25 protein-coding genes are annotated in these 21,742 nt (G+C 63.4%); 5 read left to right on the top strand and 20 right to left on the bottom strand.

Annotation, left to right across the window (positions count from 1 at the left end; genetic code table 11):
• Positions 1–2: 2 nt before the first annotated feature.
• The 8 genes from GS429_RS09375 to GS429_RS09340 form a co-directional block, all read right to left on the bottom strand.
• Entirely contained in the window at positions 3–743 is a 741-nt protein-coding gene (locus GS429_RS09375; RefSeq protein ID WP_090306966.1) for a metal ABC transporter ATP-binding protein, read from the bottom strand.
• A 132-nt stretch (positions 744–875) separates the two neighbouring features.
• Complete coding sequence (locus GS429_RS09370) at positions 876–2,255, bottom strand: metal ABC transporter substrate-binding protein (RefSeq protein WP_160064904.1); 1,380 nt, start codon at positions 2,253–2,255, stop codon at positions 876–878.
• A gap of 202 nt (positions 2,256–2,457) precedes the next feature.
• Positions 2,458–3,039, bottom strand: a complete 582-nt coding sequence (locus GS429_RS09365) for a hypothetical protein (protein WP_328821321.1) — start codon at positions 3,037–3,039, stop codon at positions 2,458–2,460.
• 247 nt (positions 3,040–3,286) lie between these two features.
• Positions 3,287–3,763, bottom strand: coding sequence for a YbaK/EbsC family protein (locus GS429_RS09360; RefSeq protein ID WP_160064900.1), 477 nt, complete (start codon positions 3,761–3,763; stop codon positions 3,287–3,289).
• Between the two features lie 33 nt (positions 3,764–3,796).
• Positions 3,797–4,219, bottom strand: coding sequence for a DUF7988 family protein (locus tag GS429_RS09355; RefSeq protein ID WP_328821320.1), 423 nt, complete (start codon positions 4,217–4,219; stop codon positions 3,797–3,799).
• A 105-nt stretch (positions 4,220–4,324) separates the two neighbouring features.
• Positions 4,325–5,497, bottom strand: coding sequence for a YihY/virulence factor BrkB family protein (locus GS429_RS09350; RefSeq protein WP_160064898.1), 1,173 nt, complete (start codon positions 5,495–5,497; stop codon positions 4,325–4,327).
• A 105-nt stretch (positions 5,498–5,602) separates the two neighbouring features.
• A complete protein-coding gene (locus tag GS429_RS09345) occupies positions 5,603–6,625 on the bottom strand; it encodes a carbohydrate kinase family protein (RefSeq protein WP_160064896.1) in 1,023 nt (340 codons plus the stop codon).
• A 167-nt stretch (positions 6,626–6,792) separates the two neighbouring features.
• Complete coding sequence (locus tag GS429_RS09340) at positions 6,793–8,262, bottom strand: aldehyde dehydrogenase family protein (protein ID WP_160064894.1); 1,470 nt, start codon at positions 8,260–8,262, stop codon at positions 6,793–6,795.
• A gap of 205 nt (positions 8,263–8,467) precedes the next feature.
• On the opposite strand from GS429_RS09340, the gene dpsA reads away from it, so the two are divergent.
• Positions 8,468–9,013, top strand: a complete 546-nt coding sequence (gene dpsA / locus GS429_RS09335; protein WP_160064892.1) for a DNA starvation/stationary phase protection protein DpsA — start codon at positions 8,468–8,470, stop codon at positions 9,011–9,013.
• A 195-nt stretch (positions 9,014–9,208) separates the two neighbouring features.
• Here dpsA and GS429_RS21810 read toward each other — a convergent pair whose 3' ends face one another.
• A complete protein-coding gene (locus tag GS429_RS21810; RefSeq protein WP_201293992.1) occupies positions 9,209–9,382 on the bottom strand; it encodes a hypothetical protein in 174 nt (57 codons plus the stop codon).
• 117 nt (positions 9,383–9,499) lie between these two features.
• Here GS429_RS21810 and GS429_RS09330 point away from each other — a divergent pair, with 117 nt between their 5' ends.
• Together GS429_RS09330 and GS429_RS09325 are read left to right on the top strand one after the other, a co-directional pair.
• Complete coding sequence (locus GS429_RS09330; RefSeq protein ID WP_160064890.1) at positions 9,500–10,039, top strand: macro domain-containing protein; 540 nt, start codon at positions 9,500–9,502, stop codon at positions 10,037–10,039.
• A gap of 118 nt (positions 10,040–10,157) precedes the next feature.
• On the top strand, positions 10,158–10,625 hold the full coding sequence (locus GS429_RS09325) for a universal stress protein (protein WP_235920782.1): 468 nt from the start codon (positions 10,158–10,160) through the stop codon (positions 10,623–10,625).
• 81 nt (positions 10,626–10,706) lie between these two features.
• On the opposite strand, the gene purM is transcribed toward GS429_RS09325, so the two are convergent.
• From purM to GS429_RS09290, 7 genes are all read right to left on the bottom strand, one after another.
• Complete coding sequence (gene purM, locus GS429_RS09320; protein ID WP_160064888.1) at positions 10,707–11,702, bottom strand: phosphoribosylformylglycinamidine cyclo-ligase; 996 nt, start codon at positions 11,700–11,702, stop codon at positions 10,707–10,709.
• Positions 11,703–11,774: 72 nt separating this feature from the next.
• Positions 11,775–12,074 carry a winged helix-turn-helix domain-containing protein gene (locus tag GS429_RS09315; RefSeq protein ID WP_160064886.1) on the bottom strand — a complete coding sequence of 100 codons (300 nt, stop codon included), beginning with the start codon at positions 12,072–12,074 and terminating at the stop codon, positions 11,775–11,777.
• Positions 12,075–12,087: 13 nt separating this feature from the next.
• A complete protein-coding gene (locus GS429_RS09310; protein ID WP_160064884.1) occupies positions 12,088–12,759 on the bottom strand; it encodes a hypothetical protein in 672 nt (223 codons plus the stop codon).
• Positions 12,756–13,748 (bottom strand): ABC transporter ATP-binding protein, encoded by a 993-nt coding sequence (locus GS429_RS09305; protein ID WP_160064882.1) that lies wholly within the window; start codon positions 13,746–13,748, stop codon positions 12,756–12,758. The genes GS429_RS09310 and GS429_RS09305 overlap by 4 nt, the downstream gene beginning before the upstream one ends.
• A 2-nt stretch (positions 13,749–13,750) precedes the next feature.
• Entirely contained in the window at positions 13,751–14,584 is an 834-nt protein-coding gene (locus GS429_RS09300) for an ABC transporter permease (protein ID WP_160064880.1), read from the bottom strand.
• Positions 14,585–14,829: 245 nt separating this feature from the next.
• A complete protein-coding gene (locus GS429_RS09295; protein WP_160064878.1) occupies positions 14,830–15,468 on the bottom strand; it encodes a zinc metalloprotease in 639 nt (212 codons plus the stop codon).
• Positions 15,465–17,240, bottom strand: a complete 1,776-nt coding sequence (locus GS429_RS09290; protein ID WP_160064876.1) for a TraB/GumN family protein — start codon at positions 17,238–17,240, stop codon at positions 15,465–15,467. The genes GS429_RS09295 and GS429_RS09290 overlap by 4 nt, the downstream gene beginning before the upstream one ends.
• A gap of 369 nt (positions 17,241–17,609) precedes the next feature.
• Between GS429_RS09290 and GS429_RS09285 the strand changes: the two genes are divergently transcribed.
• Positions 17,610–18,056 carry an acyl-CoA thioesterase gene (locus tag GS429_RS09285; protein ID WP_160064874.1) on the top strand — a complete coding sequence of 149 codons (447 nt, stop codon included), beginning with the start codon at positions 17,610–17,612 and terminating at the stop codon, positions 18,054–18,056.
• A gap of 21 nt (positions 18,057–18,077) precedes the next feature.
• Here GS429_RS09285 and GS429_RS09280 read toward each other — a convergent pair whose 3' ends face one another.
• The 4 genes from GS429_RS09280 to GS429_RS09265 form a co-directional block, all read right to left on the bottom strand.
• Positions 18,078–19,130: a S66 family peptidase gene (locus GS429_RS09280; RefSeq protein ID WP_160064872.1), complete on the bottom strand. Its 1,053-nt coding sequence runs from the start codon at positions 19,128–19,130 to the stop codon at positions 18,078–18,080.
• Between the two features lie 119 nt (positions 19,131–19,249).
• Complete coding sequence (locus tag GS429_RS09275) at positions 19,250–19,486, bottom strand: glycine zipper 2TM domain-containing protein (protein ID WP_160064870.1); 237 nt, start codon at positions 19,484–19,486, stop codon at positions 19,250–19,252.
• A gap of 125 nt (positions 19,487–19,611) precedes the next feature.
• Positions 19,612–20,397 (bottom strand): HAD-IIA family hydrolase, encoded by a 786-nt coding sequence (locus GS429_RS09270; RefSeq protein WP_160064868.1) that lies wholly within the window; start codon positions 20,395–20,397, stop codon positions 19,612–19,614.
• A 106-nt stretch (positions 20,398–20,503) separates the two neighbouring features.
• On the bottom strand, positions 20,504–20,914 hold the full coding sequence (locus GS429_RS09265) for an SHOCT domain-containing protein (RefSeq protein WP_160064866.1): 411 nt from the start codon (positions 20,912–20,914) through the stop codon (positions 20,504–20,506).
• Between the two features lie 159 nt (positions 20,915–21,073).
• Between GS429_RS09265 and GS429_RS09260 the strand changes: the two genes are divergently transcribed.
• The gene (locus GS429_RS09260) at positions 21,074–21,544 is read left to right on the top strand and encodes a DUF7992 family protein (protein WP_160064863.1); all 471 of its coding nucleotides are present in this window, start codon (positions 21,074–21,076) and stop codon (positions 21,542–21,544) included.
• Positions 21,545–21,742 lie beyond the last annotated feature (198 nt).

The raw sequence follows: 21,742 nt of genomic DNA, 5'->3' as shown, positions 1-21,742 counted from the left end.
GATTAGTGGTGGTGGTGGACGACCGTTCCCGTCGTACCGTAGGCTTCGCTCAGGGCGTCGCTTTCGACGAACGACTCGGTGTCGCCGTGGTGATACAGTTCCGTATTGATACAGGCGATACGATTCGCACGGTCCGTGACGACGCCGATGTCGTGTTCGATCAGCACGATGGTAATCCCGGCATTGTTCAGCGAATCCAGCAACTGGTAGAAGGCGTCTCGAGAGTCGGCATCGACGCCGACGGTCGGCTCGTCGAGTGCGAGCAGGTCGGCCTCCGAGGCCAGCGCCCGCGCAATATACGCTCGCTGGCGCTGGCCGCCGGACAGCTGGTTGACTCGACGATCCGCGAGATTCATAATATCGACCGTCTCGAGAGCCTCCTCGGCGATCCGGCGGTCCTCGTCGGTCAGCCTCGAGTGGCCGACGTGGGCGAACCGGCCCATCCGGACGCACTCCCGGACGGTGACGGGCATGGTGCCGCCGCGGCTGGTCGCCTGCTGAGAGACGTAGCCGATCCGTTCGCCCTGGTCGAAGGAATCGACGGACTGACCGAACAGTTCGATCGAGCCGCTGTCGGGCGAGAGCAGGCCGAGCATGAGATGCAACAGCGTCGTCTTGCCCGAGCCGTTGGGGCCGATCAATCCGAGGAAATCCCCTTCCTCGATGGTCAAAGAGACGTCATCGACGGCTGTCTGCTCACCGTAGGCAAACGAGACGTTCTGAATGTCGACGACCGAACTCACTGTGTATTCACTCCGTGCTCAAACGCGCGTGCGCTTAGTTCTTCCAGTTTCAGTTCCATCGGCTTGTCACGTAGTTGCACGGCCTCGGCGAGTTGTTGGTCGACGAGACCACTGTTTTCGAGAACCGATCGACTACTCCGCATCGAGTGCCTGCCGAAGCGACGGGAGGTTCAACTCCTCCATCTGTTCGACCCAGCCCCAGTCGTCGTCGCTCCACTCCTCTGTCGTTCCCTCGACGGGACTGATCGGTTTCGCGTCGCTGGCTCCGCTCCCCTCGAGTATGAGTTCGGCGGTGTCCGGGAGTTCGCCATCGGGGCTCTCGAACGGATCGTAAAGGATCGTCTCGATACCGTGTTCGTCGACGAGATCGATCGTCTCCGCGACGTCCTCCTCGGTGATATCGGCGTCGGGAGAGATGTTTACCGGCGTGTGTAGCTCGAAGTCGTACCGGTGCTCGAGATACTGGAACGAGTCGTGGCCGGCGAGGATTGCGAGGTTCCGATCCGCGTCCGCAGCCAGTTCCTCGAACTGCTGGTGGATCTCCTCGAGTCGTTCGTTGTACTCGGCGGCGTTGTCGGCGTACAGCTCGGCGTTGTCCGGATCGACCTCCGCGAGACCGTCGGCGATAGTCTCGACGACGTCCTGTGCGAGGACGGGGTCGACCCAGACGTGCGGGTCGTAGGACTCGGGTGGCTCGGCGTCTTCGACAACGTCGACGCTCATGTTGTCCGCGCTGGTGTCCCAGACGACTTCCCCGTCGGCGACCAGTTCGAAGACGATCCGTGTGCGGCCGGTTTCGTGGCCGCGGAACACGATGTGATCGCCACGACTTTCGATAGTGAGGACGTCCTCGTCCGCGCCATCGACGACGCGAGCGTCGATCTGGAACGGTTCGTCCTCACCGAGCGGGAGGACGCGACCGTCATCGTCCTCGAAGATGCCGTCGATGGCGACGCTGCCGTCGACGGCAATTTCTGGTACTGCACCGTGCCAGTGATCGTTGTGCCAGTAGGCGACTTCCGTCCCCGACGAGCGGTGGTAGACGTCGAATCCACCGACTGAAACCTCGGTCGGATCGCCGTCGTACTCGTCCGGTTGACGATCGGCACCGTCACCTTCCTCATCTCCCAACGGGAGCAACTGGCTCTCGAGTCCCGCCATCCCGTCGATCAGTTCGACGTGGTCGTAGTCGATCTCGAGGTCGGCGGCGACATCCTGTGCCCACGCGAACTCGACGGTTTCGAGGTAGACGAACGCGCTGGATTCAGCGATATCGCGCTGGAGGTCGCCCGGCGGCTCCCAACCGTGTCCCATCTCGCCTGCCGGAACCGGATTTTCAAAGCTCATTTCGTCGCCGGCGATCTGTTCGGCCCAATCCTCGAGGGTGAAAAACGCCGCGTATCCCCCATCCGGGTTGTCCCCGTTGTCGGGCTCGCTCAGACAGCCAGCGAGCGTACTGATCGCGAGCGCCCCGGCACCTGTTTGTAGCACCGAACGGCGTGACAGCTTCATACGCGACAGTACGGATGAGTGGGTAAAAGGATTATTATTCTCTTACCAGATGTTAATAACCTGTGGCGCTTAGCTCGGTGTGAACTAGCAAGGGTCGTTGGACGGTCGATCAACTGAAAGGTGCCGGAGGACTTTCGGGAGCGGTGGGGGTGGAAGTAGAACCTCGAGCCCCCGAATCAGCGGTTACCGGTCAGGGACGAGATCAGTGATCGTCGTCGTGATCGTGGTCGTGGTCGTCGTCGTGATCATGGTCGTGGTCGTCGTCGTGATCATGGTCGTGGTCGTCGTCGTGATCATGATCGTGACCGTCGTCCGGGTCCGTGTACTCTTGCTCGCCGTCACCGACTTCGACCTCGAGCGGATGTCCGTCGGGCGTCTCGTAGACGACCTCGCCGTCCTCGACGAGGTGGAAGATGAGATCGCTGAACCCTTCTTCGGTTCCTTCGATGTGGAGATGATCGCCGTGCGAGTCGATCTCGAGGATGTCGTTTCCGTCTTCCTCGGCCTCGAGTTCGAGGCCATCGCCGAGTTCGATCTCGTGGCCGTCGTCATCTTCGACGTATGCACCGACCGAGACGTAGTCGCCCTCCGGAACCATCAGCGGACCGTGATCCCAGTGGTCGCCGTGGACGTACGCGATGACGTCTTCGTCGTGGTCTCGGTCGAGCAGATGGAACTCCTCGACGTGGAGGTGGTCGTCATCATCGTCGTGATCGTGGTCGTCGTCGTGGCCATGATCGTCGTCGTCGTCTCCGTTTCCGTCATCGTCTTCGTTACCACCCACACAGCCGGCGAGACCAGCCAGTGCGATCGAACCGGATGTTGCGAGCAGTTTTCGGCGAGTTGCCGATCGTCGGTTTGCGGTCATGATAGTTACCAGCCGAGAGTTACGACTCGTTAGTAATGAAGTTGACGATCTTAATAATCTGAGAACAAGACAACTAGAGGAGATAACAGGCTTCAGCAAAACAGGGATCCGAGGACCTAGACCCGAAAAATCGTGCCGGAGCAGTGCCGACGGATATCGCTGTTCACTCAGTGACGACCGTCGGCTCGGCATCCGCGAATCGGCGTAGCTCGCTGGGGTCGATCGGAAAAACGGCTTCCGGCGTTCCCGCCGCGGCCCAGACGGTCTCGTGCTCGAGCAGCGTTTCGTCGATGACGACCGGAACCGATCGATCGTGACAGAACGGCGGCACGCCGCCGATCGACCAGCCGATTTCCTCCTTGATTCGACCGGCGTCGGCCATCGAGACCGCGTCGGCGGAGACATCGAACGCAACGCCGAGTGCACCCTCGTCGACGCGGTTCGCGCCGCTGGTGACCGAAACGACGAGCGAGCCGTCGACGTCGAAGACGAGCGAACTGGCGATCTGAGCGACGTCACAGCCGACCGCTTCGGCGGCGTCAGCCGCCGTCTTCGTTCCCTCTGGGAACTCCTCGACGTCCGGTTCGAATCCGTACTCCTCGCGAGCGCGTTCGACGAACGCTGTTGTGCGCGGATGCATTGCCCTCCCTTCTCGAGGCGACGACAAAAACGTTCACTCCAGCGAGACGTCGAGCCGAACCCCGTTTCGGCGCCGGTACGCCGGGAGACGACCGGGATCGCCGTCGCGGACGACGTCGAAGACGTCGAACCGAATCACCAGGCGACCGGGATCGATCGTCGCCCGCAGGATCGGTCCGCGGCTCGTGATGACGACGTACGGCGGTGCCGCGACCGGCTGGGCCCGTAACTGATAGCCCGTCGCGTCGACGACATCCGCGAGAACCAGCGGCAGTTGCTCGAGCAGGCCGGTCGACTCGAGCGCCGCCCGAAGGCTGTCGGTGACGGCGTTCCGATCGGTGGTCCGGGCGGTGTCCCAGGGCTCGGCGACCTGCGCTGCACAGTGGTCGATCCCCTCGACGATTGCGACGTGTTCGTCCTGGATCCGACGTCGAGCGTCTCGTACCGGGTAGGACACGGGTATGAGTGTGCGGGGGAGTTACTAAGGTGTCTCGACTCCGTTCGCGGCGGTGTGATCGATTCTCCACGGCAGTTATCGGTATCGCTGGGGCCTGCGATCCCGTTACTCCCGCCGGCGTTCGACGATGCCGACGTTCAGCGTTCGGACGTGACCGAACACCGTTCGCATCGCCCGTCGCCACGCCGGCTCGTCTTCCGTGGCTCGCCGTCGGTCCTCGAGTTCGCGTCGCAAGCGCTCGTTTTCGTCCTCGAGTGCCCGACTGGTCGTCTCGAGGCTGTTGACTCGATCCTCGAGGCGGTACCGACGTTCGCGCTGGGCCCGCAGGTCGGTTCGAAGCTGATTGCGCTCGCGCTCGAGACCGTTCGCGCGGTCGACGAGCCGTTCGCGTTCTCGCTGGCGGTCGTCGACGAAGGGGTCGCGATCGGTTTCGGCGATCGACTCGTTCGTGAGCACCGATTCGTCCTCCTCGCTTTTGGAGTCCGCCCCGGGCTCGAGATATCCCGTGCCGACGGCGTTGACGACGGCCCCCGAGAGCAGGATCAGGCCGCCGAAGTAGAGCCAGGTCAGTAGGAGCAAAATCGCTCCGACCGCCCCGCCCCCCTCGTCGGCGGCGAGTGCGACGTAGACCCGGAAGAGCGATTGGAGAGCGGTCCAACCCACGGCCGCGACGATAACGCCGGGGATAACCTCGCGCTTGGAGATCCCTTCGGCGTCGGGGAAGTAGTAGTACATCGGATAGAACGCGGCCGTGAGGACGACGACGAGCAGGAGCGACTGCAACACGCCGAAGCCGGGAACCTCCGGCAGGAAGGCGAACGCGATCCCCATCCCGGCCGCCGTCAACAGAGCGCCCCCGATCGCACCGAAGACGAGAACGGCATCACGAAGCTGTTCGATGAAGGAGTTGTCGCCCGTCGTCCCGTAAATCTCCGAGAAGGCCGTATCCAGCCCTCTGAAAATTTTCAGCGACCCCCACAGGAGAACGACGAGTCCGATGATCGTCGACCCCGCCGTCGCGGGTGAGTCCTCGAGGGACTCTTCGATCAACAGTTGGCCGCTCTCGGGGAGAAAGCCCTCCGTGGTCTCCGTGACCTGCGTCGCGAACTCCTCGTCTGGAACGAGCGTGACGAGGAAGAAAACGAGGACGAGCAACGGGATCAGCGAGATAAACGCCTGGTAGGCGATGCTCGCGGCCATGAACGGGACGTTCCGCTCCTGGATACCGTCGACGACGGTCTTCGCGAACGAGAGGCCGTCCCGAACGTCGGTGGACATAGCAAACGAAGGGGACTGGAAAACGTTAGCTGATTGGCTTGCAGGCCCCGTACTGGTTTCCGTCAGCGACCGTTGATCGATCTCGAGGGCTCTCGTACGGCTGTCCTACGAATCCGGCACGTCCTCGAGCATCGACTCGACGGCGTCGCGGGTCGGCAGGGCGGCCATCGCTCCCGCGTCGGTCGTCGCCGTCGCGGCGACCGCGTTGGCGAACTCGAGGGTGCCCGCGAGCGACCGGCCGTCTCGCAACGCGGCGATAACGCCCGCGACGAACGCGTCGCCCGCGCCGGTCGTATCGACGGCATCGGCTTCGAATCCACCATGCGCCACTTCGTTCGATTCCGGATTCGACTTCGTCCCGAGCTTCGATTCCGGCCCCGAATCCCACAGCGCAGCCGCCGAGGCGACCGCGAGCGCTCCCTCGCTTCCCCGAGTGACGAAGACGGTGTGGGGACCCGCTTCATCGTCGCCGTACTCGAGGACGGCGCGGGCGAGCGCGTCGGGTGAATCGCCGGCAAACCCCAACGCCTCGAGTTCCTCGACGGTCGCCTTACAGACGTCGACGGCTGCGAGTGCCTCGCGGCCGACGCGCGCGAACGTCTCCGCGTCGGCCCACAGCTCCGGTCTGAAGTTCGGATCGAACGAGGTGGTACACCCCGCCGTAGACGCTCGCTCGAGGAGGTCGAGCGTCGCCTCGCGGGACGAGCCGCCCGCGAGGGTCACGCCGCCGACGTGGACCCACTCGAGGTCCGCGAGCGTCGCGTCGTCGACTCGGCCGGGATCGAGGCGCGTATCCGCGGTGTCGTCGCGGTAGAAAGTGAACTCGCGGTCGCCCGACTCGTCGTGGGTGACGAACGCGAGCGTCGTTTTCGCATCGGGATCGCGCTCGACGAATTTGGTCGGAAGTCCAGCGTCCGAGAGCGTCGACTCGAGGTAGCGACCGAACGGGTCGTCGCCGACGCGGGTCCAGAACAGCGGCGCGTGCTCGAGGCGAGCGAGTGCGACGGCGACGTTCGCCGGCGCACCGCCGGGACGTCGATCGAAGCCCGAGACGTCCTCGAGCGAGCCCGGCCGCTCGGGGAGGAAGTCGATCAGTGTCTCGCCGGCGACGAGTACGTCGTGCGTCATAGCTGTCTCTCTCGCAGCCGACAAGTTAGGCGTACCTTTGTCGGCCGATCGCTCTCGAGGATGGCGGCGTTGGACGGGGACGAACGAGAGAGGAGCGGTCGCAAGCGGTCAGCGGGAACGTGCCGACCGATGTGGAGCGCGGACGGGACGGTTCGTGTGCGGACGGATCAGAGGACGATGCTCTTCTTGCGAAGCATCTCGTGAATAGAGGCGTCGAGCCCTTCGCGCCCGATTCCGGAGTCCTTGTTGCCGCCGAAGGGGATGTCGCCGAGACCGTGGCTCGGCGCGCCGTTGATTCGGACGGCACCGGCATCGACGCGGTTTGCTACGTTCATCGCTCGCCCGTGGTCGTTCGTAAAGACCGCAGCGTCGAGCGCGAGGTCGGAGCTGTTGGCGATATCGATAGCGTCGTCCTCGTCTTCGAAGGTGGTGACGACGGCGACGGGACCGAACTGCTCTTCGTCGATGATGCGGGCGTCACGGGGGACGTTCGCGAGCAGCGTCGGTTCGAAGAACTGGTTTCCGAGTTCGTCCGGAACTCCCTCAGGTGCGCGGCGCTCGCCGCCGCGGACGAGGTCCGCACCCTTGTCGAGCGCGTCCTCGACCAGCGTCTCGACCCAGTCGGCCTGCTCCTCGGAGATGAGCGGGCCGAGGGCGGTGTCCTCATCGAAGAGGTTACCGGCTCGCCAGGCGTCCATCTGGCCGTCGATGAGATCGACCAGTTCGTCGTGGACCGACTCGTGAGCGAGCACGCGGGAGACGGCCGAGCAACGCTGGCCGGCGTACTTGAACGAGCCCTTGGCGCAGTTGCTTGCCACGTCCGCGAGATCGGCGTCGTCGAAGACGATCGCCGGCGCGTTGCCGCCCAGTTCCATGTGGAGGTTGACCATCCCGCTCTCGCCGGCGACGTGTTTGCCGGCTCCCGAGGAGCCCGTCATAGCGATCGCGTTGATGCGATCGTCGCCCGAGAGGATATCACCGATCTCGCTGGCCTCACCGGGAACGAAGTTGAACGCGCCGTCCGGAATCCCGTCGACATCGGCGATGACCTCCGCAAGGATCGCCGCCGAAATCGGCGTCTTGCTCGCGGGTTTGAGGAGAACGCTGTTACCCGCGGCGAGTGCAGGGGCAACCTGTAATGCCGTGGTAGCCAGCGGGTAGTTGTACGGCGTGATACAGAGCACCGCACCGATCGGCTCGTGTTTGACGATCGCCTGCCAGCCCTCGTGGCCGTCGGTCGACCCCTCGCGGAACTCGCCTTTGCTGACGATGTTCCGCGCTTCCTCGGCGGCGCGGTCGAACCGTTCCGCAGCCTGGCCGACCTCGCCGCGAGCCGACGAGATCGGTTTGCCCGCCTCGCGGACGATGATCTCCGCGAGTTCCTCCTCGCGCTCGCGGAGCCCATCGGCGATCGTTTCACACCACTCGGCGCGCTCGACGACGGTCGTCTGGCGCAGTTCGGGTTTGATCTCGTGGGCCGCTTTCAGTGCGGTCTGTGCTGCGGCCGGATCCGCAGCGGCGACCTGCGCGAAGGTGCCACCGTCGGCGAGATCCGAGACCGAAAGCACGCTCTCGGTCTCGAGCCACTCACCGTCTACGTAAATCTGCTCTCTCCGCTGTGCGACTCTCGTTGCCATACCCACCACTTGGACCCCCACACTGAAAATGTTTACTCACCCACGAAAAAACAAAATCATGTTGGATGTAAACATCAGACGTGGGATAACTAGCACCACACCCGAAATATAACGGGGTGTTTCGGGAACAGATATTTCTATATACGGAAAAAATATTTTCTCATGGGAAGGTTTTAAGTGGAAAGCGCGTGTAGCAGATAGTACGATGAGCACCCAGAAAACCGTCCGTCAACAGGCAGACGTCGTCGAAGAGAACGAGCTTCGGCTCGAGCAGGAGAAGGCCGAACAGATCGTCGACGCGCTGAACACGGAGCTGGCGAACTCGTACGTGCTGTACCACCAGCTCAAAAAGCACCACTGGGTCGTCGAAGGTGCGGAGTTCCTCCCGCTACACGAGTTCCTCGAGGAGGCCTATGAACACGTCGAGGAGGGCGCAGACGTAATCGCGGAGCGCGCCCAGGCGCTCGGCGGCGTCCCCGTCTCGGGTCCGGCCAACCAGGAGCAGCGCGCAACCGTCGAGTTCGAGGGCGAGGACGTCTACGACGTCCGGACGATGTTCCAGAACGACCTCGAGATGTACGGCGACATCATCGAGTCGATGCGCGACAGCATCGAACTCGCAGACAACCTCGGCGACTACGCGACCGCCGAGATTCTGCGGAATATCCTCGTCACGCTTGAGGAAGACGGCCACCACTTCGAACACTACCTCGAGGACGACACGCTCGTCCTGGAAGAAGCGACGAAGTAACGGACGAACGTCACGCAGCGCCGAAATCGAATTTTCCCATCCGCACAACGACCGACCCACCCCGAGCGGCGGCTATCTTCGTCTACGGCCGTTGCCGAACGGAGTCGAACTGACGCGATCGGGGGAGAAAGACGGTCAGTACGAACGGGCTCGAGCAGCGATCTGTTGATCCTGAACGCGAGCGAACGAAGCGCGTTATCGCTCGAGGTCGACGGCGAGATCGGTCGCGATCCAGCCGTCGCTGTTGTTCTGTTCGGTAAAGACGACCTTGCCGGGGCGGGTCTCGTGACTGGTCACGACCGCCGCCGGCTCCTCGAGTGCGTCGTCGTCGTCGAGTTCGGAATCCTGCCTTCGGGCGGGTACGTCCATTAGGTGAAGTTAGGTGAGCCTAATTCTAAAAAGGTTTTGGTCGGCCTAAGAAGATGGGAACGCCGATCGTGATCCCTCGGGATCAGTTTCAAACTGATGGCGGTCGTACCCGCGCGTATGGAGTTCGACGTTGTTCAGGGAGATATCGCCGCACAGTCGGCGGATGCGCTCGTCAACGCCGCCGGAACGAGCCTCGAGATGGGGTCCGGCGTCGCCGGCGCACTCAAGCGAGGCGCGGGCGCGGGGATCAACGAGGAAGCCACCGAGAAGGGGCCGGTCGACCTCGGCAAGGTCGCGGTCACCGACGCCTACGACCTCGACGCGGAGTACGTCATCCACGCCGCAGCGATGGCCCACTACGGCTCCGGGGAAGCGACTCGAGAAAGCATTCGAGACGCGACGCGAAACGCGCTCGAGCGCGCCGACGAACTCGGCTGTCGGTCGCTCGTGATTCCGGCCCTCGGCTGTGGCGTCGCCGGCTTCGACCTCGTGACAGGGGCCGAACTCATCGGCGAGGAGATCGGCCGGTACGAACCGGAGACGCTCGCAGAGATTCGGTTCATCGCCTACAGCGACGACGAGTACGAGACGATCCGCGCCGCAACCGGAACGGCCGAACCGTCGGGGATGGACGGCGAGAGCGAGTCTGATCGATAAGGGGTGCCAGCAACCGGTGGTCCGTAAATGAGATCCCGGTGCTCGTCGACGGTAATTCGAGTCTCGACATTTACTCGGAAACGAAAAAGTATATACTGACTCTGGATAACTCGAGTACATGGCACACGTGTTGGTCGCGATGGGGCCGAGCGAATCGTCGGCGGCGGCCCTCGAGTACGCGTTCGAAGAATACCCCGGCGCGAGGGTTTCCGTGCTCCACGTGACCGACGCGAGGAGTTCAATCGGACCGTTCGGGGGCCGCGATCCGTGTGAGTACGTCATTCCGGACTCCCTCGAGGAGAACGAAGAACTCTGTCCCTCCCCGGATCGGTTCACCTGGGCCCAGCGACGACGGGCCGAGCGCGCGCTCGCTCGAGCGCTCGAACTCGCGGACCGAAACGACAGGGAGATCGAACTGGTCGTCCGATCCGGGAACGCGGCCCGTGAGATCGTCGACTACGCGGAGGAACAGGCCGTCGATCGGATCGTCATCGCCGACCATCCGCAGACGACGCTTCGCCCGCTGTTCCGAAGCGTCCCCGATTCGGTCGCGGACACCTCCAGCAGGCCGGTTACGACGCTGTAATCGCCTCGCGTTCGTTTTTCGCAGTGTTGGTTCAGTTCGACGTCGAGTACGGGTGGGAGGTCGTTCGGCGCGGAGCCGGTATCAGGACAGCGAGAGCCCGCGGATCTCGACTGAATTTCCGCCCTCGACGCGGCCGATAACCCGGCCGTCGGTCGCGGCGACGAGTTCCGTCGCGCGGTCTTCGGGCAGCGCAACGACGAAGCCAGTGCCCATGTTGAACGTGCGGTGCATCTCCTCGTCGGTCACGTTCCCCTCCGTCTGCACGAACTCGAACACCGACTGGGCGGGGAACGGATCGTCGATCACGTACTTCCGTTCGCCCATCCGGAGCAGATTCGTCCAGCCGCCGCCCGTGATGTGGGCCGCCGCCCGAACGTCGTGGTTGCCCATCGGCTCGAGCAGGTCCGTATAGAGCCGCGTCGGCCGTAACAGTTCCTCGCCGATCGAGCGCTCGGGGTTCGGCGGGAACGGGTCGGTGTACTCGTGCTCGCGCGTCACCGCTTCCCGGGCCAGCGTCAGCCCGTTCGAGTGGATGCCGTTCGAGGCAAAGCCGACGAGCACGTCGCCGACCTCGGCCTCGCCTTCGAGCACGTCGTCTTTGCCGGCCAATCCGACGCAGGTCCCCGCAAGGTCGAACCCTTTGACGACCTCGGGCATGACGGCCGTCTCGCCGCCGAGCATCGTCAGGTCAGCCTCCTCGAGGCCGACTGCGAGCCCCTCGCCGATCTGGTTGGTGAGCTCCTCGTCGGGTTCGTCGATCGCGAGGTAGTCGACGAAGGCGACGGGCTCGACGCCCGCTGCGGCGAGATCGTTGACGTTCATCGCGATGCAGTCGATGCCGATCGTCGAGAAGTCCTCGACGGCCTCCGCCACCAGCAGCTTGGTGCCGACGCCGTCGGTCGCCAGCGCGAGATACCGATCGCCGATGTCGATCAGACCCGCGTACTCGGTTCGAAGGTCGCTGCCGAAGGCCTCGAGCAAGGCTGCGGTTGCGTCCTCGCTAGCCTCGATATCGACACCGGTCTCGGCGTAAGTGAGTTGCTCAGCCTCGGACTCATCGTCCGCTGGATCGCTCATGTGGGAACGACTGCGTGGGGCGAGCAAAAGGTCACCGGTCCTGCAGAGCGGCCGCGAGTTATTTCGACCCGCTTACCCCGCGTCGTCGCCCTCGAGTTGATCGAGCAGCGTCTCGAGGGTGTCGACGTGGGATTCGAACGTCCGTCGGCCGTCTTCGGTCAGTTCGTAGGTGGTCTGTGGCCGCCGATCGACGAACTGTTTCTCGACGGCGACGGCGTCGGCGTCCTCCATCCGCTGGATGTGGCCGGAGAGGTTGCCGTCGGTGATATCCAGTTCGTTCTGGATTTCCGAAAAGGTCGCCCGTTCGTGACGGTAGAGATACGCGAAGATTTGCAACCGGGTCGGCTGGTGGACGAGTTTGTCGAACTCCATGATGAGTCACAGGTCAGTCGCTCAGGCGGTAGGTCAGCAGGTAGTACGTTCCTGCGCCGTGAAGGAAGAAGAGGATTCCGAACAGGCCGTAGCCGACGTACTGCAGCCACTCGACGAACGGCATGACCGTCGCGAACGCCAGGATCCACGCGCCGTTGACGTAGAACGGATACCGGTCGATGGCGCGAATGCGGTAGGCGCGCAGAATCGTGCCGGCGAGGAGATACCCCATCCCGAGGACGGCGAAGGCGAGACTGAAGAAGAACGCCCCTCGGAGAACACTCTCGACGTCGGCGAGTACGGGGTCGACGATCGCCGTTATGACGAATAGTCCGGCGACGAGCGTACCGAAGACGATCGTCCAACTCGGTTTCGGAGCGGGGTCGTCGACGGCGGTTCCCGCTCGTGCACTCGTCTGCCACTGGGTGAACCCGACCAGCGCGAAGACGGCCGCCCAGACGAGAATGTAGACGTACTGCGGCCACGGGTAGACGAACATGACGTTCGTGAGCACGCCGGCGAGACCGACGACGACGCCGTGGACGAGCCACAGCCGTCGCTGCCCGGGGTACCGATCCTCGATGGCCATTGCCGATTTGATCTGGCGAATGTCGTCGCGCAACGCGTCGACGTCCGGTTCCGAATCTCTCGGCGGGTCGTCCGTGTGGTCGATGTTGTCAGTCATCGGTCCGTAACCGTAGCGTCGCGTCGATCTCGAGTCGATTCGGTATCGGTCGCCATCGTTTCCGCATCGCGAGTCGGCTGGACGTACGTGTAGTAATTGAACAGGTCCGTGTACGACGGCGGGTCCCGCTCGACGGTCACGCGGTTCCGGCCGGAGTCGATCGCTCCCTCGATCGTCTCGAGGTCGGTCTCCGGAGCGAGAAAGCCCCTGATTTCGTCGCCGCGCTGGAACACCCGGTCAGCGAGAAATGCCGACTCGGGGGCCATTCCACCGCGGACCCGGACAGTCGGTGGGAGGTCCTCGAGCAGCGCCGAGGGGCGATCCGTCGCGACGACGCGTCCCTGCTGTACGAACGCGATCCGGTCGGCTATCTGAGCGTCTAGGGGCGCGTGGCTCGTCATGAGGATCGTCTTTCCGTCCCCGCTGTACTCCAGGAGGAGGTCGTGTACCGTCTGAATCATCGCAAGGTCCAGTTCCGCCGTGGGTTCGTCGAGCAGGTACAGCTTCGCGTCGACGGTGAGCGCGATCGTCAACTCGAGTTTGCGGGCCATGCCGCCGGAGTACTCCCGAGCCGGTCGGTCGAGGTCGTCGGTCAGTTCAAGCCGATCGGCGATCTCCCGCCAGTCGTCGGTCGCTCGTGGATGCAAGTCGCCGTAGAACTGCAGGTTCTCGCGGCCTGTCAGGTCCGGATCGATCGTCTCTCCCTGTAACGCGACGCTCGTTTCCGAGCGCGCTTCGGTCGGCGAGAGCCCGTCGAACAGTTCGATCGTGCCGGCGTCGGGGTCGGTGCTGCCGGCGAGACACGACAGCAGTACGGACTTGCCGACGCCGTTTGGCCCCATCAGCGTGAGGAGTTCGCCCTCCGCGACCCTCAGGTCGATCCCCTCGAGAACCGCGCCGTCGCCGAAGCCTTTCGCAACATCCCGGGCATCGAGCACCGTCTTTTGAGCCTGTGCAACCGTCTCGGTCTCCGTGGTTTCGGTCGGCATCGTTAGGGCTCACCTCCGTAAGCAAACCGGCGCACGATCGCGACGGCGACGGCACAGAGTCCGACGGCGTAGCCGACCAGGAGGGCCCCGTACTCGAGGGTTAGCGGCGCCGCCGGCGGCGTCATAAAGTCGACGTTGTCGGAGCCCGCCCAGGCGGCGATCTGCATCCGGGTCGCCAGCGAGTTCGGCAAGTAGTTGACGAACGTCGGATCCTCGGCGATCAACTGGGGGACCGTGCCGTTGAACCCCGTCAGGTAAAACGCCATCAACACGACCACGACGGCGATCGTCGTCATGTGTTCGGGCTTGGTGATGACGAGCGCCAGGAGCAACGCGAGCGCCATCGCGATCGCGCAAAACAGAACCAGCGTGAGCGCGAGTATCGCGAGCGTCGTCGGGCCTAGATACTGCAGTTCGAAGGTCCCGCCATGGGCGTATGCCGCGAGGATCGTCGCGAGGTAGGAACAGGCACCGAGTGCCGTCCCCGCGAGGAACCGACCCGCGAGATCCGCGGTCGGCGAGACTGGCAATGCGCGCAGTTTTCGGTACCGGTCGCCCTCGAGGTCGCGTGCGAACTCCCCCGCGAACACCGCGACGGTGACGGTAAAAGCACCGAACAGGCCGTAGGTGATCCCGTTCGAGGCCTTTACGTACCCCAACTGTCCGGAAGCGGGTTCCTCGATGAAAAACGCCATCGTCAGGAAGTACCACAACACCGGCCAGCCGACCGCGAGCGCGACGATCAGTTTGTTTCGACGTAACTGCTGTACGTGTCTCCGTGCGAACGCTCGTGTCTGTCCGGTCCAGGGGACCGATCGAGATGTCGTTTCTGGCATTGTGACCACGCTCTTTCGTCCCACCACTCCGTCGACGACGCCGGCTCCGACTCGTCCTGATACTCGAGTTACAGGATGAAAACCTTTTCCAATTAGATTACTCTACAGCACAAAGCATAGTGTGAAATATTCTACCGGACATGGCCGACTGAACCATCACCTCTCTCCCGATGATTGTGCTGATACCCGTCCGTTGACCCGTCTCAGACGAAAAGAGAAACCGAGTAAATCGAATCGAAGGCCGGTCAGAACAGCCCGAAAACCATGTAGAATCCGACGGTCAGGGCGAGGCTCACCACGAACACGACGGCGAACACTGGCTTGTTCCACTCGAGGACGGACTTTCCGTCGAGCGGACCGAACGGAATCATGTTGAACGTGGCGAGGAAGAGATTGATCAGGACGCCGAGGTGGCCGACGGTCCCGATGATCCCGGGGAAGATCATGAGCGGGAAGAACATGAGCGCGAGCAGGTGGTTCGTAACCGGGCCGGCGAGCGCGATGTGGCCGTTCTGGCGTTTCGTGATCCGACCCTGATGGTAGACGGCTCCCGGTGCGGCAAAGAGGAAGCCAACGAGCGCGCTCATGATCGCCAGAAACAGCATCTGGTAGTCCGCCCGGAACTCGGCGATCTGGCCGTACTCGATCGCGACGACCTTGTGGGCGAGTTCGTGTAACAGGAAGGCGACACCGACGGTGACGAAGCTCAACGCGACCGTTGCACCGAAGTATCCAGCGCCGATCTGCCCCCGGTGAATCGGCGCCAGCAACAGCGCGAACGCAACGGAGAGCGTGATCCACGCCAGCGCAAGATCGAACAGTTCCTTGTCGCTGAAGCGCAGTTCCGGCCCCGACTCGGACTCTCGCCGCGTCCGATAACTCATGCCAGGAGTCCTCGGATCAGCTCGAGGCTGTTTTCGGCCCCGCGGATGAGTTCACCCATCAGCGCATCGACGCCGCCGACCTCCTGGCCCATCCAGGGAACGACGACGACGAAGAACAACAGCGTCGCGATCATGCTGCCGATGTTCGTGAGCGCGACGATCATGATCAGCCGGAACAGCGGGACGTCGAACATATCGGTCAGGGCCTCGCCCATCGGCCGCTCGGTGTCGCCGACGATTTCGTTGAGCGACTGGATGTCTCGGACGTTGACCGGTCGGTGTTTGAGTTCGACGTAACCGGCGAACCAGCCGGGTGCCAACAGCGGATTGATGCTGGTCAGCCAGGCGACCGACCCGCCAACGCCAGCACTGGTCCAGTGTGCACCGGCGAGTCGCGCGAGCGTGAACGCGAAGACGCCGTTGAACAGGAACCACGCGCCGAACAACTGCAGGAGGAAGGTGTCCTGAACGCCGGCCATAATCAAGAGGAAGAAAAAGCCGATGAAGCCGAACATGATCAGATAGCCGATGATTTTCACCGGCGAAAACCGCCGTCCGGAGGCGGTTCCCGAGATCGACTCGAGGGAGGGAATCCCCGATGGGTTCTCCAGATGACGTTCGATACCGGCCTTGTGTCCGGCGCCGACGACGGCGAGGACGTCGTACCCCTGCTCGCGGAGTTGGTGGAGGTTGTGGGCGATGTAGGCGTCGCGCTCGTCGATCAGGGCGTTTGCACCGCGCGGGCTGAACTGCCGGAACTCCTCCATCATCGCGGCGACGACGTCGCCGTCGGTCATCTCTTCGATGTCGATTTCGTCGATATCTTCGACGTCACCGCTGGTGGTGCTCAGGAAGAGGCCGACGACGGCGCCGATAGCGACGCCGATACCGAGTCCCGCGAGGATTCCGATCGTCCCGCGAACGGCGTAGATGCCGGCGCTCTCGAAGGCACCGGCCGAGAACGGCCCGACGAAGGTCTCGGTCGCGACCAGTGTGAGGCAGGCGGCGATCCCGAGGACCAGTCCGGCGAGGATCCGTACCGAGAAGCCGCTGAGAACTCCGCCGGAGGAGTCGCCGGCCGTCTCCAGGGAGGGCAGAAAGACCAGTCCGACAAGCGCGCCGCCGATCGCGCCGACGGCGACGGAACCGATGTACTGGAGCGTCGTCGGGGCGGTGATCCCGAGCAACAGGAGGTCGCCGAGGCCCAACAGCGGGGCGAGAAACGCGGCGAAGATGAGGCCGACGAAGATCCCGGCGACGGCACCGAAGGTGAGCCCGATGGTGCGGGGATCGGTAATGCCGAGGGCGAGTCCGCCGACCATCTTCAACTTCTCGGTGAACGATAACCGTCGCCAGAACCGCTGTATCGTCACCTGAATGTCTCGGTCGACGAGCGCAACGCCGCTGCCGTTACGTTCGGCGGCTTCGATGGCGGCGCGCATGTCCGCACCGGGTTCGATGTCGAACTTCTCGCCGAGCCGTGACTGGACGTAGGAAAGCATCCAGTAGGCCAGAAACTGAAAGACGGTGTTCCCCGAGAGCAGATCCTTCGCCTCGATATCTTCCGGGGCACCGCCCTGCATCTGGCGGTATCGGCCTTCGTCGAGTTCGACGGCGACGACGTCCGGGTCTTCGCGATCGATCGTTTCGTGTACGTCGTCGACGCTCGCCTGCGAGACGTGTGCCGTCCCGAGGACGTGAACGGAACCTCGTCCCTTCTTCGTGGACGGCTCCGGGGGCTCCGGCACGTCGGCGTCGCCTGCATCGCTCATTAGCGGGTCAACTCGGCGACGACTTTTACCAGTATCGGACTCAGGAAACTATCTCGAGCCGTACTTTCTCGACGTCGGTCGTGTCCACAGCAAATCGCTTGGGGGCGACTGGTTCGAGATCCCAGAGACGTCCCGTCGCTCCGCGGGATCGAAGACCTGCGAGGGCCGCGACCCCGACGGCCTCGCTCGCGGAGGGGGCGCTCTTCCGAACGACCCCGGTGTATTCGGCCTGCACCTGCCGTAGAGAACGATGTCGGCGGCCCTGGAGTCCGAGTCCGTCGGCGTTCACCGTGGCGTCAACCGGTATCCGTCCGTCGCTCGGCCCGCTGAACGACAAGAGTGATTGCGCTCGTGGCGCAACTCCGACCGATGACCGATCTCATGGAGACCCTGGTCGAGAACCGCGAGATGGTGCAGCCGAATCACGCGAATATGCTCGAGGTCGCCCACGGCGGAAACGTCATGAAGTGGATGGACGAGGTCGGGGCGATGTCCGCGATGCGGTTTTCCGGTGAGACCTGCGTCACCGCTCGCGTCAACCGGATGAACTTCGAACGGCCGATTCCCGTGGGCGATACCGCATATATCACGGCCTACGTCTACGACGCGGGCACCTCGAGCGTGAAGGTTCGACTGGTCACCGAACGCGAGGACCTGCGGACTCGAGAGCGCGAGAAAACGACCGAATCGTACTTCGTGTACGTCGCGATCGACGACGATAACACGCCGACGCCGGTTCCGGAGTTGACCGTCGACTGCGAGGAGGCAGCGCAGCTTCGAAAGACCGCGATTGAGGGAGAGAACGGCGGGAACTAACCGCAGCTAGCCGGGTGGCCGTTACTCGAATCGAATCGTCTCGCTCTCGGGATCGATCTCGACTCGACCCCCGATCGGAATCGGGGTCGTCGGCCACGTGTGACCGAAATCGACGTCGAAGACGATCGGTGCCGTCGGATTGTACGTCTCGAGGACGCCCGAGATCGCATCTCGTTGCTGGGTTCGATACCGCTCGCGCTGTTCTGGTGGCCTGTCTTCGAGATGCGATCGCGTCGCCGGACGACCGACGAGCACCCCGTCGAAGCGCTCGAGCAGCCCCCGTTCACCGAGCGCGCGAAGTACACCCGCGACCCAGGTGTGGGCCGGCACCTCTTCGGACGTCTCGAGGGCCAGGATCGTCCCCTCGAGGTCGCTGTCCTCGGGGAGGTATCGATCCGCGAGCAGCCGTTGATCGATGCTCTCCAGACAGCCACCCCAGACGCGGCCTTCGACCGCTGTCTCGCCGCCAGCCCACGTCCAGCCCGGGTTCGGCTCGGTTTCGCGAGGCTGGTCGAGTGAGTCGGGATCGGTCCAGTCGCCGGGTTCGTCGGTGAACGCCTCGGCCGGCTCGAGGGCGCCGAACGATTCATCGAAGAACGCTCGATTCGTGTACTCGACGGTGTGATCGAACAGGTGGCCGTCCATGGCGAGTTCGACCATCACGGCCGGTCCGTAGTAGGAGACGAGTCCGAGGTTCCACAGGTACAGCGCGAGTTGGGTGTTGTCGCTGTAGCCGTAGAATCGCGTCGGGTTCTCTCGGAGCACGTCGGGATCGAGGTGCTCGAGGATCCGGATCTGGTCGTTGCCGCCGATGACGCTGATGACGCCGCGGATGTCCGGATCGGCGAAGGCGTCCATCACGTCCCGTGCCCGCGCCTCGGAGTGGTCGATGAGGTACTCGGTTCCCTTCGACGCGGTCGGATACTCGATCGGCTCGAGGTCGAAAGTCGTACGCAGGCGCTCGAGTCCAAGTTCGTAGACGTGCGGGAACTCGACGGCGGCGTTCGACGACGGTGCGACGACGGCGATCCGATCCCCGGGTTCGAGCGGGGGCGGGGTGACGAACTCAGTCATACGTCGTGGATATCACTCATATAATAAATTCGTTCGGGTCGCTTATGATCAGAAGCAACCGTTCGAAAACGGACCCGGTTCCGGCCGGATCGGACGAAAACGACGGTCGGGCCGCCGATTCAGTGCTGCTCTTCGTCGCCCTCGGACAACGGGCTAAACTCCTTCTCTTTGGCCTCGTCGAGGAAGCTACTCGCGCTGTCGCGGGTGTCTGCCACGGTCGCGCCGATGAGACCGCCGATCGCGCCGCCGGTACTCGCCGCGTTTCGACTGAAGACGGATCCGATTGCGGCCCCGATCGCGGCGCCGATCGCCGCGTAGCGGGCCCGAAGCAGGACGTGTTTGATACGGGATTTCATACTTCGACGTTCGTGACTGTCACTGATAAATATGACTCTCGGACGCACGATTTGCAGTGCAGGGACGGCGATCCCCCGGCGAATCCGCGACGACCGGCTATCGGTTTCTCTCCCAGAGAAGCGCTTCAATCCTCGAGGAGCGTCTCGATTTCGGCGAGCGAGTCGAGGACGTAATCGGGCTGGACGTCCGCGTCGTCGATATCGGAACGGTCCGTCACGCCGGTGAGGACGAGCACGGTCGTCATTCCGGCTCGATCTCCGAGGGCGATGTCGGTGTTCAGTCGATCGCCGACGACCAGCGTTCGCTCGGGGTCGGTCCCGAGGCGGTCCATCGCAGCCGTCGCAGCGATCGAAGAGGGCTTTCCGAGAATCGCGTCGGGTTCGCGGCCGGCGACGGCTTCCATCGCAGCGAGGATCGCCCCGGAGCCGGGGATCTGTCCGTCGTCGACCGGGATCGTCGTATCCGGGTCAGTACCGTAGAACGGGACCTCGCCCTCGAGCGCTCGCAGCGACTCCCAGAGCGAGCCGTACGAGAAGTCCGTATCGAACGAGCCGAGGACGACGTCGGCCGCCTCCGGCTCCTCGGCCAACTCGACTGCCGCATCCTCGAGAATCGCCTCGAGTCGGTCGCTACCGACGAGGTAGACTCGTTCGCCGGCGTGAGTCCTCGCGAGGTAGTCCGCCGAGACCGTCGCCGAGGTGAGGACCGCCTCGGGGTCGACGTCGATCCCGTGTGGCTCGAGCATCTCGCCGTAGTGACCGCTGCCCCGCGTCGGATTGTTCGAAAAGAGGAGTCGGGCGATGCCGGCGTCCTCGAGCGCGTGGAGTCCGTCGGTCACGTCGGGGAGCAACTCCTCGCCTCGAACGATCGTCCCGTCGACGTCGAGAATCGCGGCCTCGTAGTCGGTCATGGCTCGAGGATACGACCGGCCGTCGATTCAGTGTTGGGATAGCGGGAAAGCAAGCGGTACCGATCCGAGCGGCGGTCGAGACGTCGATCACACCGTTCGTTCGGCTTCACTCCGATCGCTCGAGTTCGAGTTCGAGTTCCGCCGTGTCGATCCCAGCAGCGTCGGCCCGTTCGTTGGATTCGATCAGTCGGCCGAGTTTCGCTTCGAACTCCTCGTCGGAGAGTTCGCCGGCGGCGTATCGGTCCTGCAGTTTCGTGACGGGATCGCGGTCGGTCTCCGCCCGCTGGGCCGTGGAATCGGTTTCACGAGGCGTCTCGGTATCTGCCGTCTCAGTTCCGGTCCGCTGGGTGAGATACCAGATGAGGAACGTCGTAAACACGAACAGCGCCGTGATCGCGACTGCGTACAGCGGCCCCGCTAACAGCAATGCGGCGATGATCAGGATATCGGCCAGGACGAACTTGATAGCGAAGATTTCGGTGAGACTGTACTCCCTCCCACCGCTCTCACTGCCCATAGCCGTCCGTACGATCCAGACGAAAATAGTTGTAGGGATTCTATCGGATTTCGATCGACCGACACCGACCCGGTACCTCTCGTCACGGCGAACGCGTCCCGATACGGCCAACGTGACGAGGTGGGAATTCTTATCCGCGAACCCGTCCTACGTCCGTCCATGACACTCGAGGTCGAAGCCACCGACCCGCCTGAACTGGAGTTCGTCGATCCGAACGAGTACGACGATGCAACGATCAGCGCCGACGACGGCGACGAGATCGACTACCGCCGCGAGGAACTTCAGGCGTTCCTCGAGGAGGGTGCCTGGGAGGAGGCCTTCGAGGAGTGGCGAGCGGACACGGATCTCGAGCAACGGGAGTTCAATATCGCTCGCGACCTCGATCTCTTTGCGGAGTTCGATTTCTTCTGGGACGACTTCGCGGACCGCGTCGGCTATCACGCACCCGGAATTCCGGAGGACTGGCAGACTCGAGAGTATCACCCCGAACTCGACACCTGGGGCACGGTCTCCTCGATCAACGCCGAACTGACCGAGTTCGGACAGGTCGTTTCGGTTATTCTCAAAGAGGAGTACATCGACTGGGAGGCCGAGTACGAGCCGCCGGAGGATCTGCCGGACTTCGACTGAACTTCGCCTGATACGGATTGCTGTAACTATGTACCGCCGATCACCGACCCCGTCCCTGGTGATCGGCGGTAATTGCCTACAGTAAACCGTATGTAGGACCTGGAACTGGGGAGCGCGTATGTGTTTACCCCGAGGTCTCGACAGCCGGCACAGCGTGAGCCCGTGAGATCATCTCATTGCTGCTGACGACTCGGCGAA

The organism is Natronorubrum halalkaliphilum, assembly GCF_009834785.1.
GTDB lineage: Archaea > Halobacteriota > Halobacteria > Halobacteriales > Natrialbaceae > Natronorubrum > Natronorubrum halalkaliphilum.
This window is presented reverse-complemented; position numbering and strand designations above follow the sequence as displayed.

Bases quoted from the DNA above. Each gene is read 5' to 3' on its own strand.
- GS429_RS09370 (WP_160064904.1), bottom strand. From the start codon at position 2,255: ATGAAGCTGTCACGCCGTTCGGTGCTACAAACAGGTGCCGGGGCGCTC.
- GS429_RS09360 (WP_160064900.1), bottom strand. From the start codon at position 3,763: ATGCATCCGCGCACAACAGCGTTCGTCGAACGCGCTCGCGAGGAGTAC.
- GS429_RS09350 (WP_160064898.1), bottom strand. From the start codon at position 5,497: ATGTCCACCGACGTTCGGGACGGCCTCTCGTTCGCGAAGACCGTCGTC.
- GS429_RS09345 (WP_160064896.1), bottom strand. From the start codon at position 6,625: ATGACGCACGACGTACTCGTCGCCGGCGAGACACTGATCGACTTCCTC.
- GS429_RS09340 (WP_160064894.1), bottom strand. From the start codon at position 8,262: ATGGCAACGAGAGTCGCACAGCGGAGAGAGCAGATTTACGTAGACGGT.
- dpsA (WP_160064892.1), top strand. From the start codon at position 8,468: ATGAGCACCCAGAAAACCGTCCGTCAACAGGCAGACGTCGTCGAAGAG.
- GS429_RS21810 (WP_201293992.1), bottom strand. From the start codon at position 9,382: ATGGACGTACCCGCCCGAAGGCAGGATTCCGAACTCGACGACGACGAC.
- GS429_RS09330 (WP_160064890.1), top strand. From the start codon at position 9,500: ATGGAGTTCGACGTTGTTCAGGGAGATATCGCCGCACAGTCGGCGGAT.
- GS429_RS09325 (WP_235920782.1), top strand. From the start codon at position 10,158: ATGGCACACGTGTTGGTCGCGATGGGGCCGAGCGAATCGTCGGCGGCG.
- purM (WP_160064888.1), bottom strand. From the start codon at position 11,702: ATGAGCGATCCAGCGGACGATGAGTCCGAGGCTGAGCAACTCACTTAC.
- GS429_RS09315 (WP_160064886.1), bottom strand. From the start codon at position 12,074: ATGGAGTTCGACAAACTCGTCCACCAGCCGACCCGGTTGCAAATCTTC.
- GS429_RS09310 (WP_160064884.1), bottom strand. From the start codon at position 12,759: ATGACTGACAACATCGACCACACGGACGACCCGCCGAGAGATTCGGAA.
- GS429_RS09305 (WP_160064882.1), bottom strand. From the start codon at position 13,748: ATGCCGACCGAAACCACGGAGACCGAGACGGTTGCACAGGCTCAAAAG.
- GS429_RS09300 (WP_160064880.1), bottom strand. From the start codon at position 14,584: ATGCCAGAAACGACATCTCGATCGGTCCCCTGGACCGGACAGACACGA.
- GS429_RS09295 (WP_160064878.1), bottom strand. From the start codon at position 15,468: ATGAGTTATCGGACGCGGCGAGAGTCCGAGTCGGGGCCGGAACTGCGC.
- GS429_RS09290 (WP_160064876.1), bottom strand. From the start codon at position 17,240: ATGAGCGATGCAGGCGACGCCGACGTGCCGGAGCCCCCGGAGCCGTCC.
- GS429_RS09285 (WP_160064874.1), top strand. From the start codon at position 17,610: ATGACCGATCTCATGGAGACCCTGGTCGAGAACCGCGAGATGGTGCAG.
- GS429_RS09280 (WP_160064872.1), bottom strand. From the start codon at position 19,130: ATGACTGAGTTCGTCACCCCGCCCCCGCTCGAACCCGGGGATCGGATC.
- GS429_RS09275 (WP_160064870.1), bottom strand. From the start codon at position 19,486: ATGAAATCCCGTATCAAACACGTCCTGCTTCGGGCCCGCTACGCGGCG.
- GS429_RS09270 (WP_160064868.1), bottom strand. From the start codon at position 20,397: ATGACCGACTACGAGGCCGCGATTCTCGACGTCGACGGGACGATCGTT.
- GS429_RS09265 (WP_160064866.1), bottom strand. From the start codon at position 20,914: ATGGGCAGTGAGAGCGGTGGGAGGGAGTACAGTCTCACCGAAATCTTC.
- GS429_RS09260 (WP_160064863.1), top strand. From the start codon at position 21,074: ATGACACTCGAGGTCGAAGCCACCGACCCGCCTGAACTGGAGTTCGTC.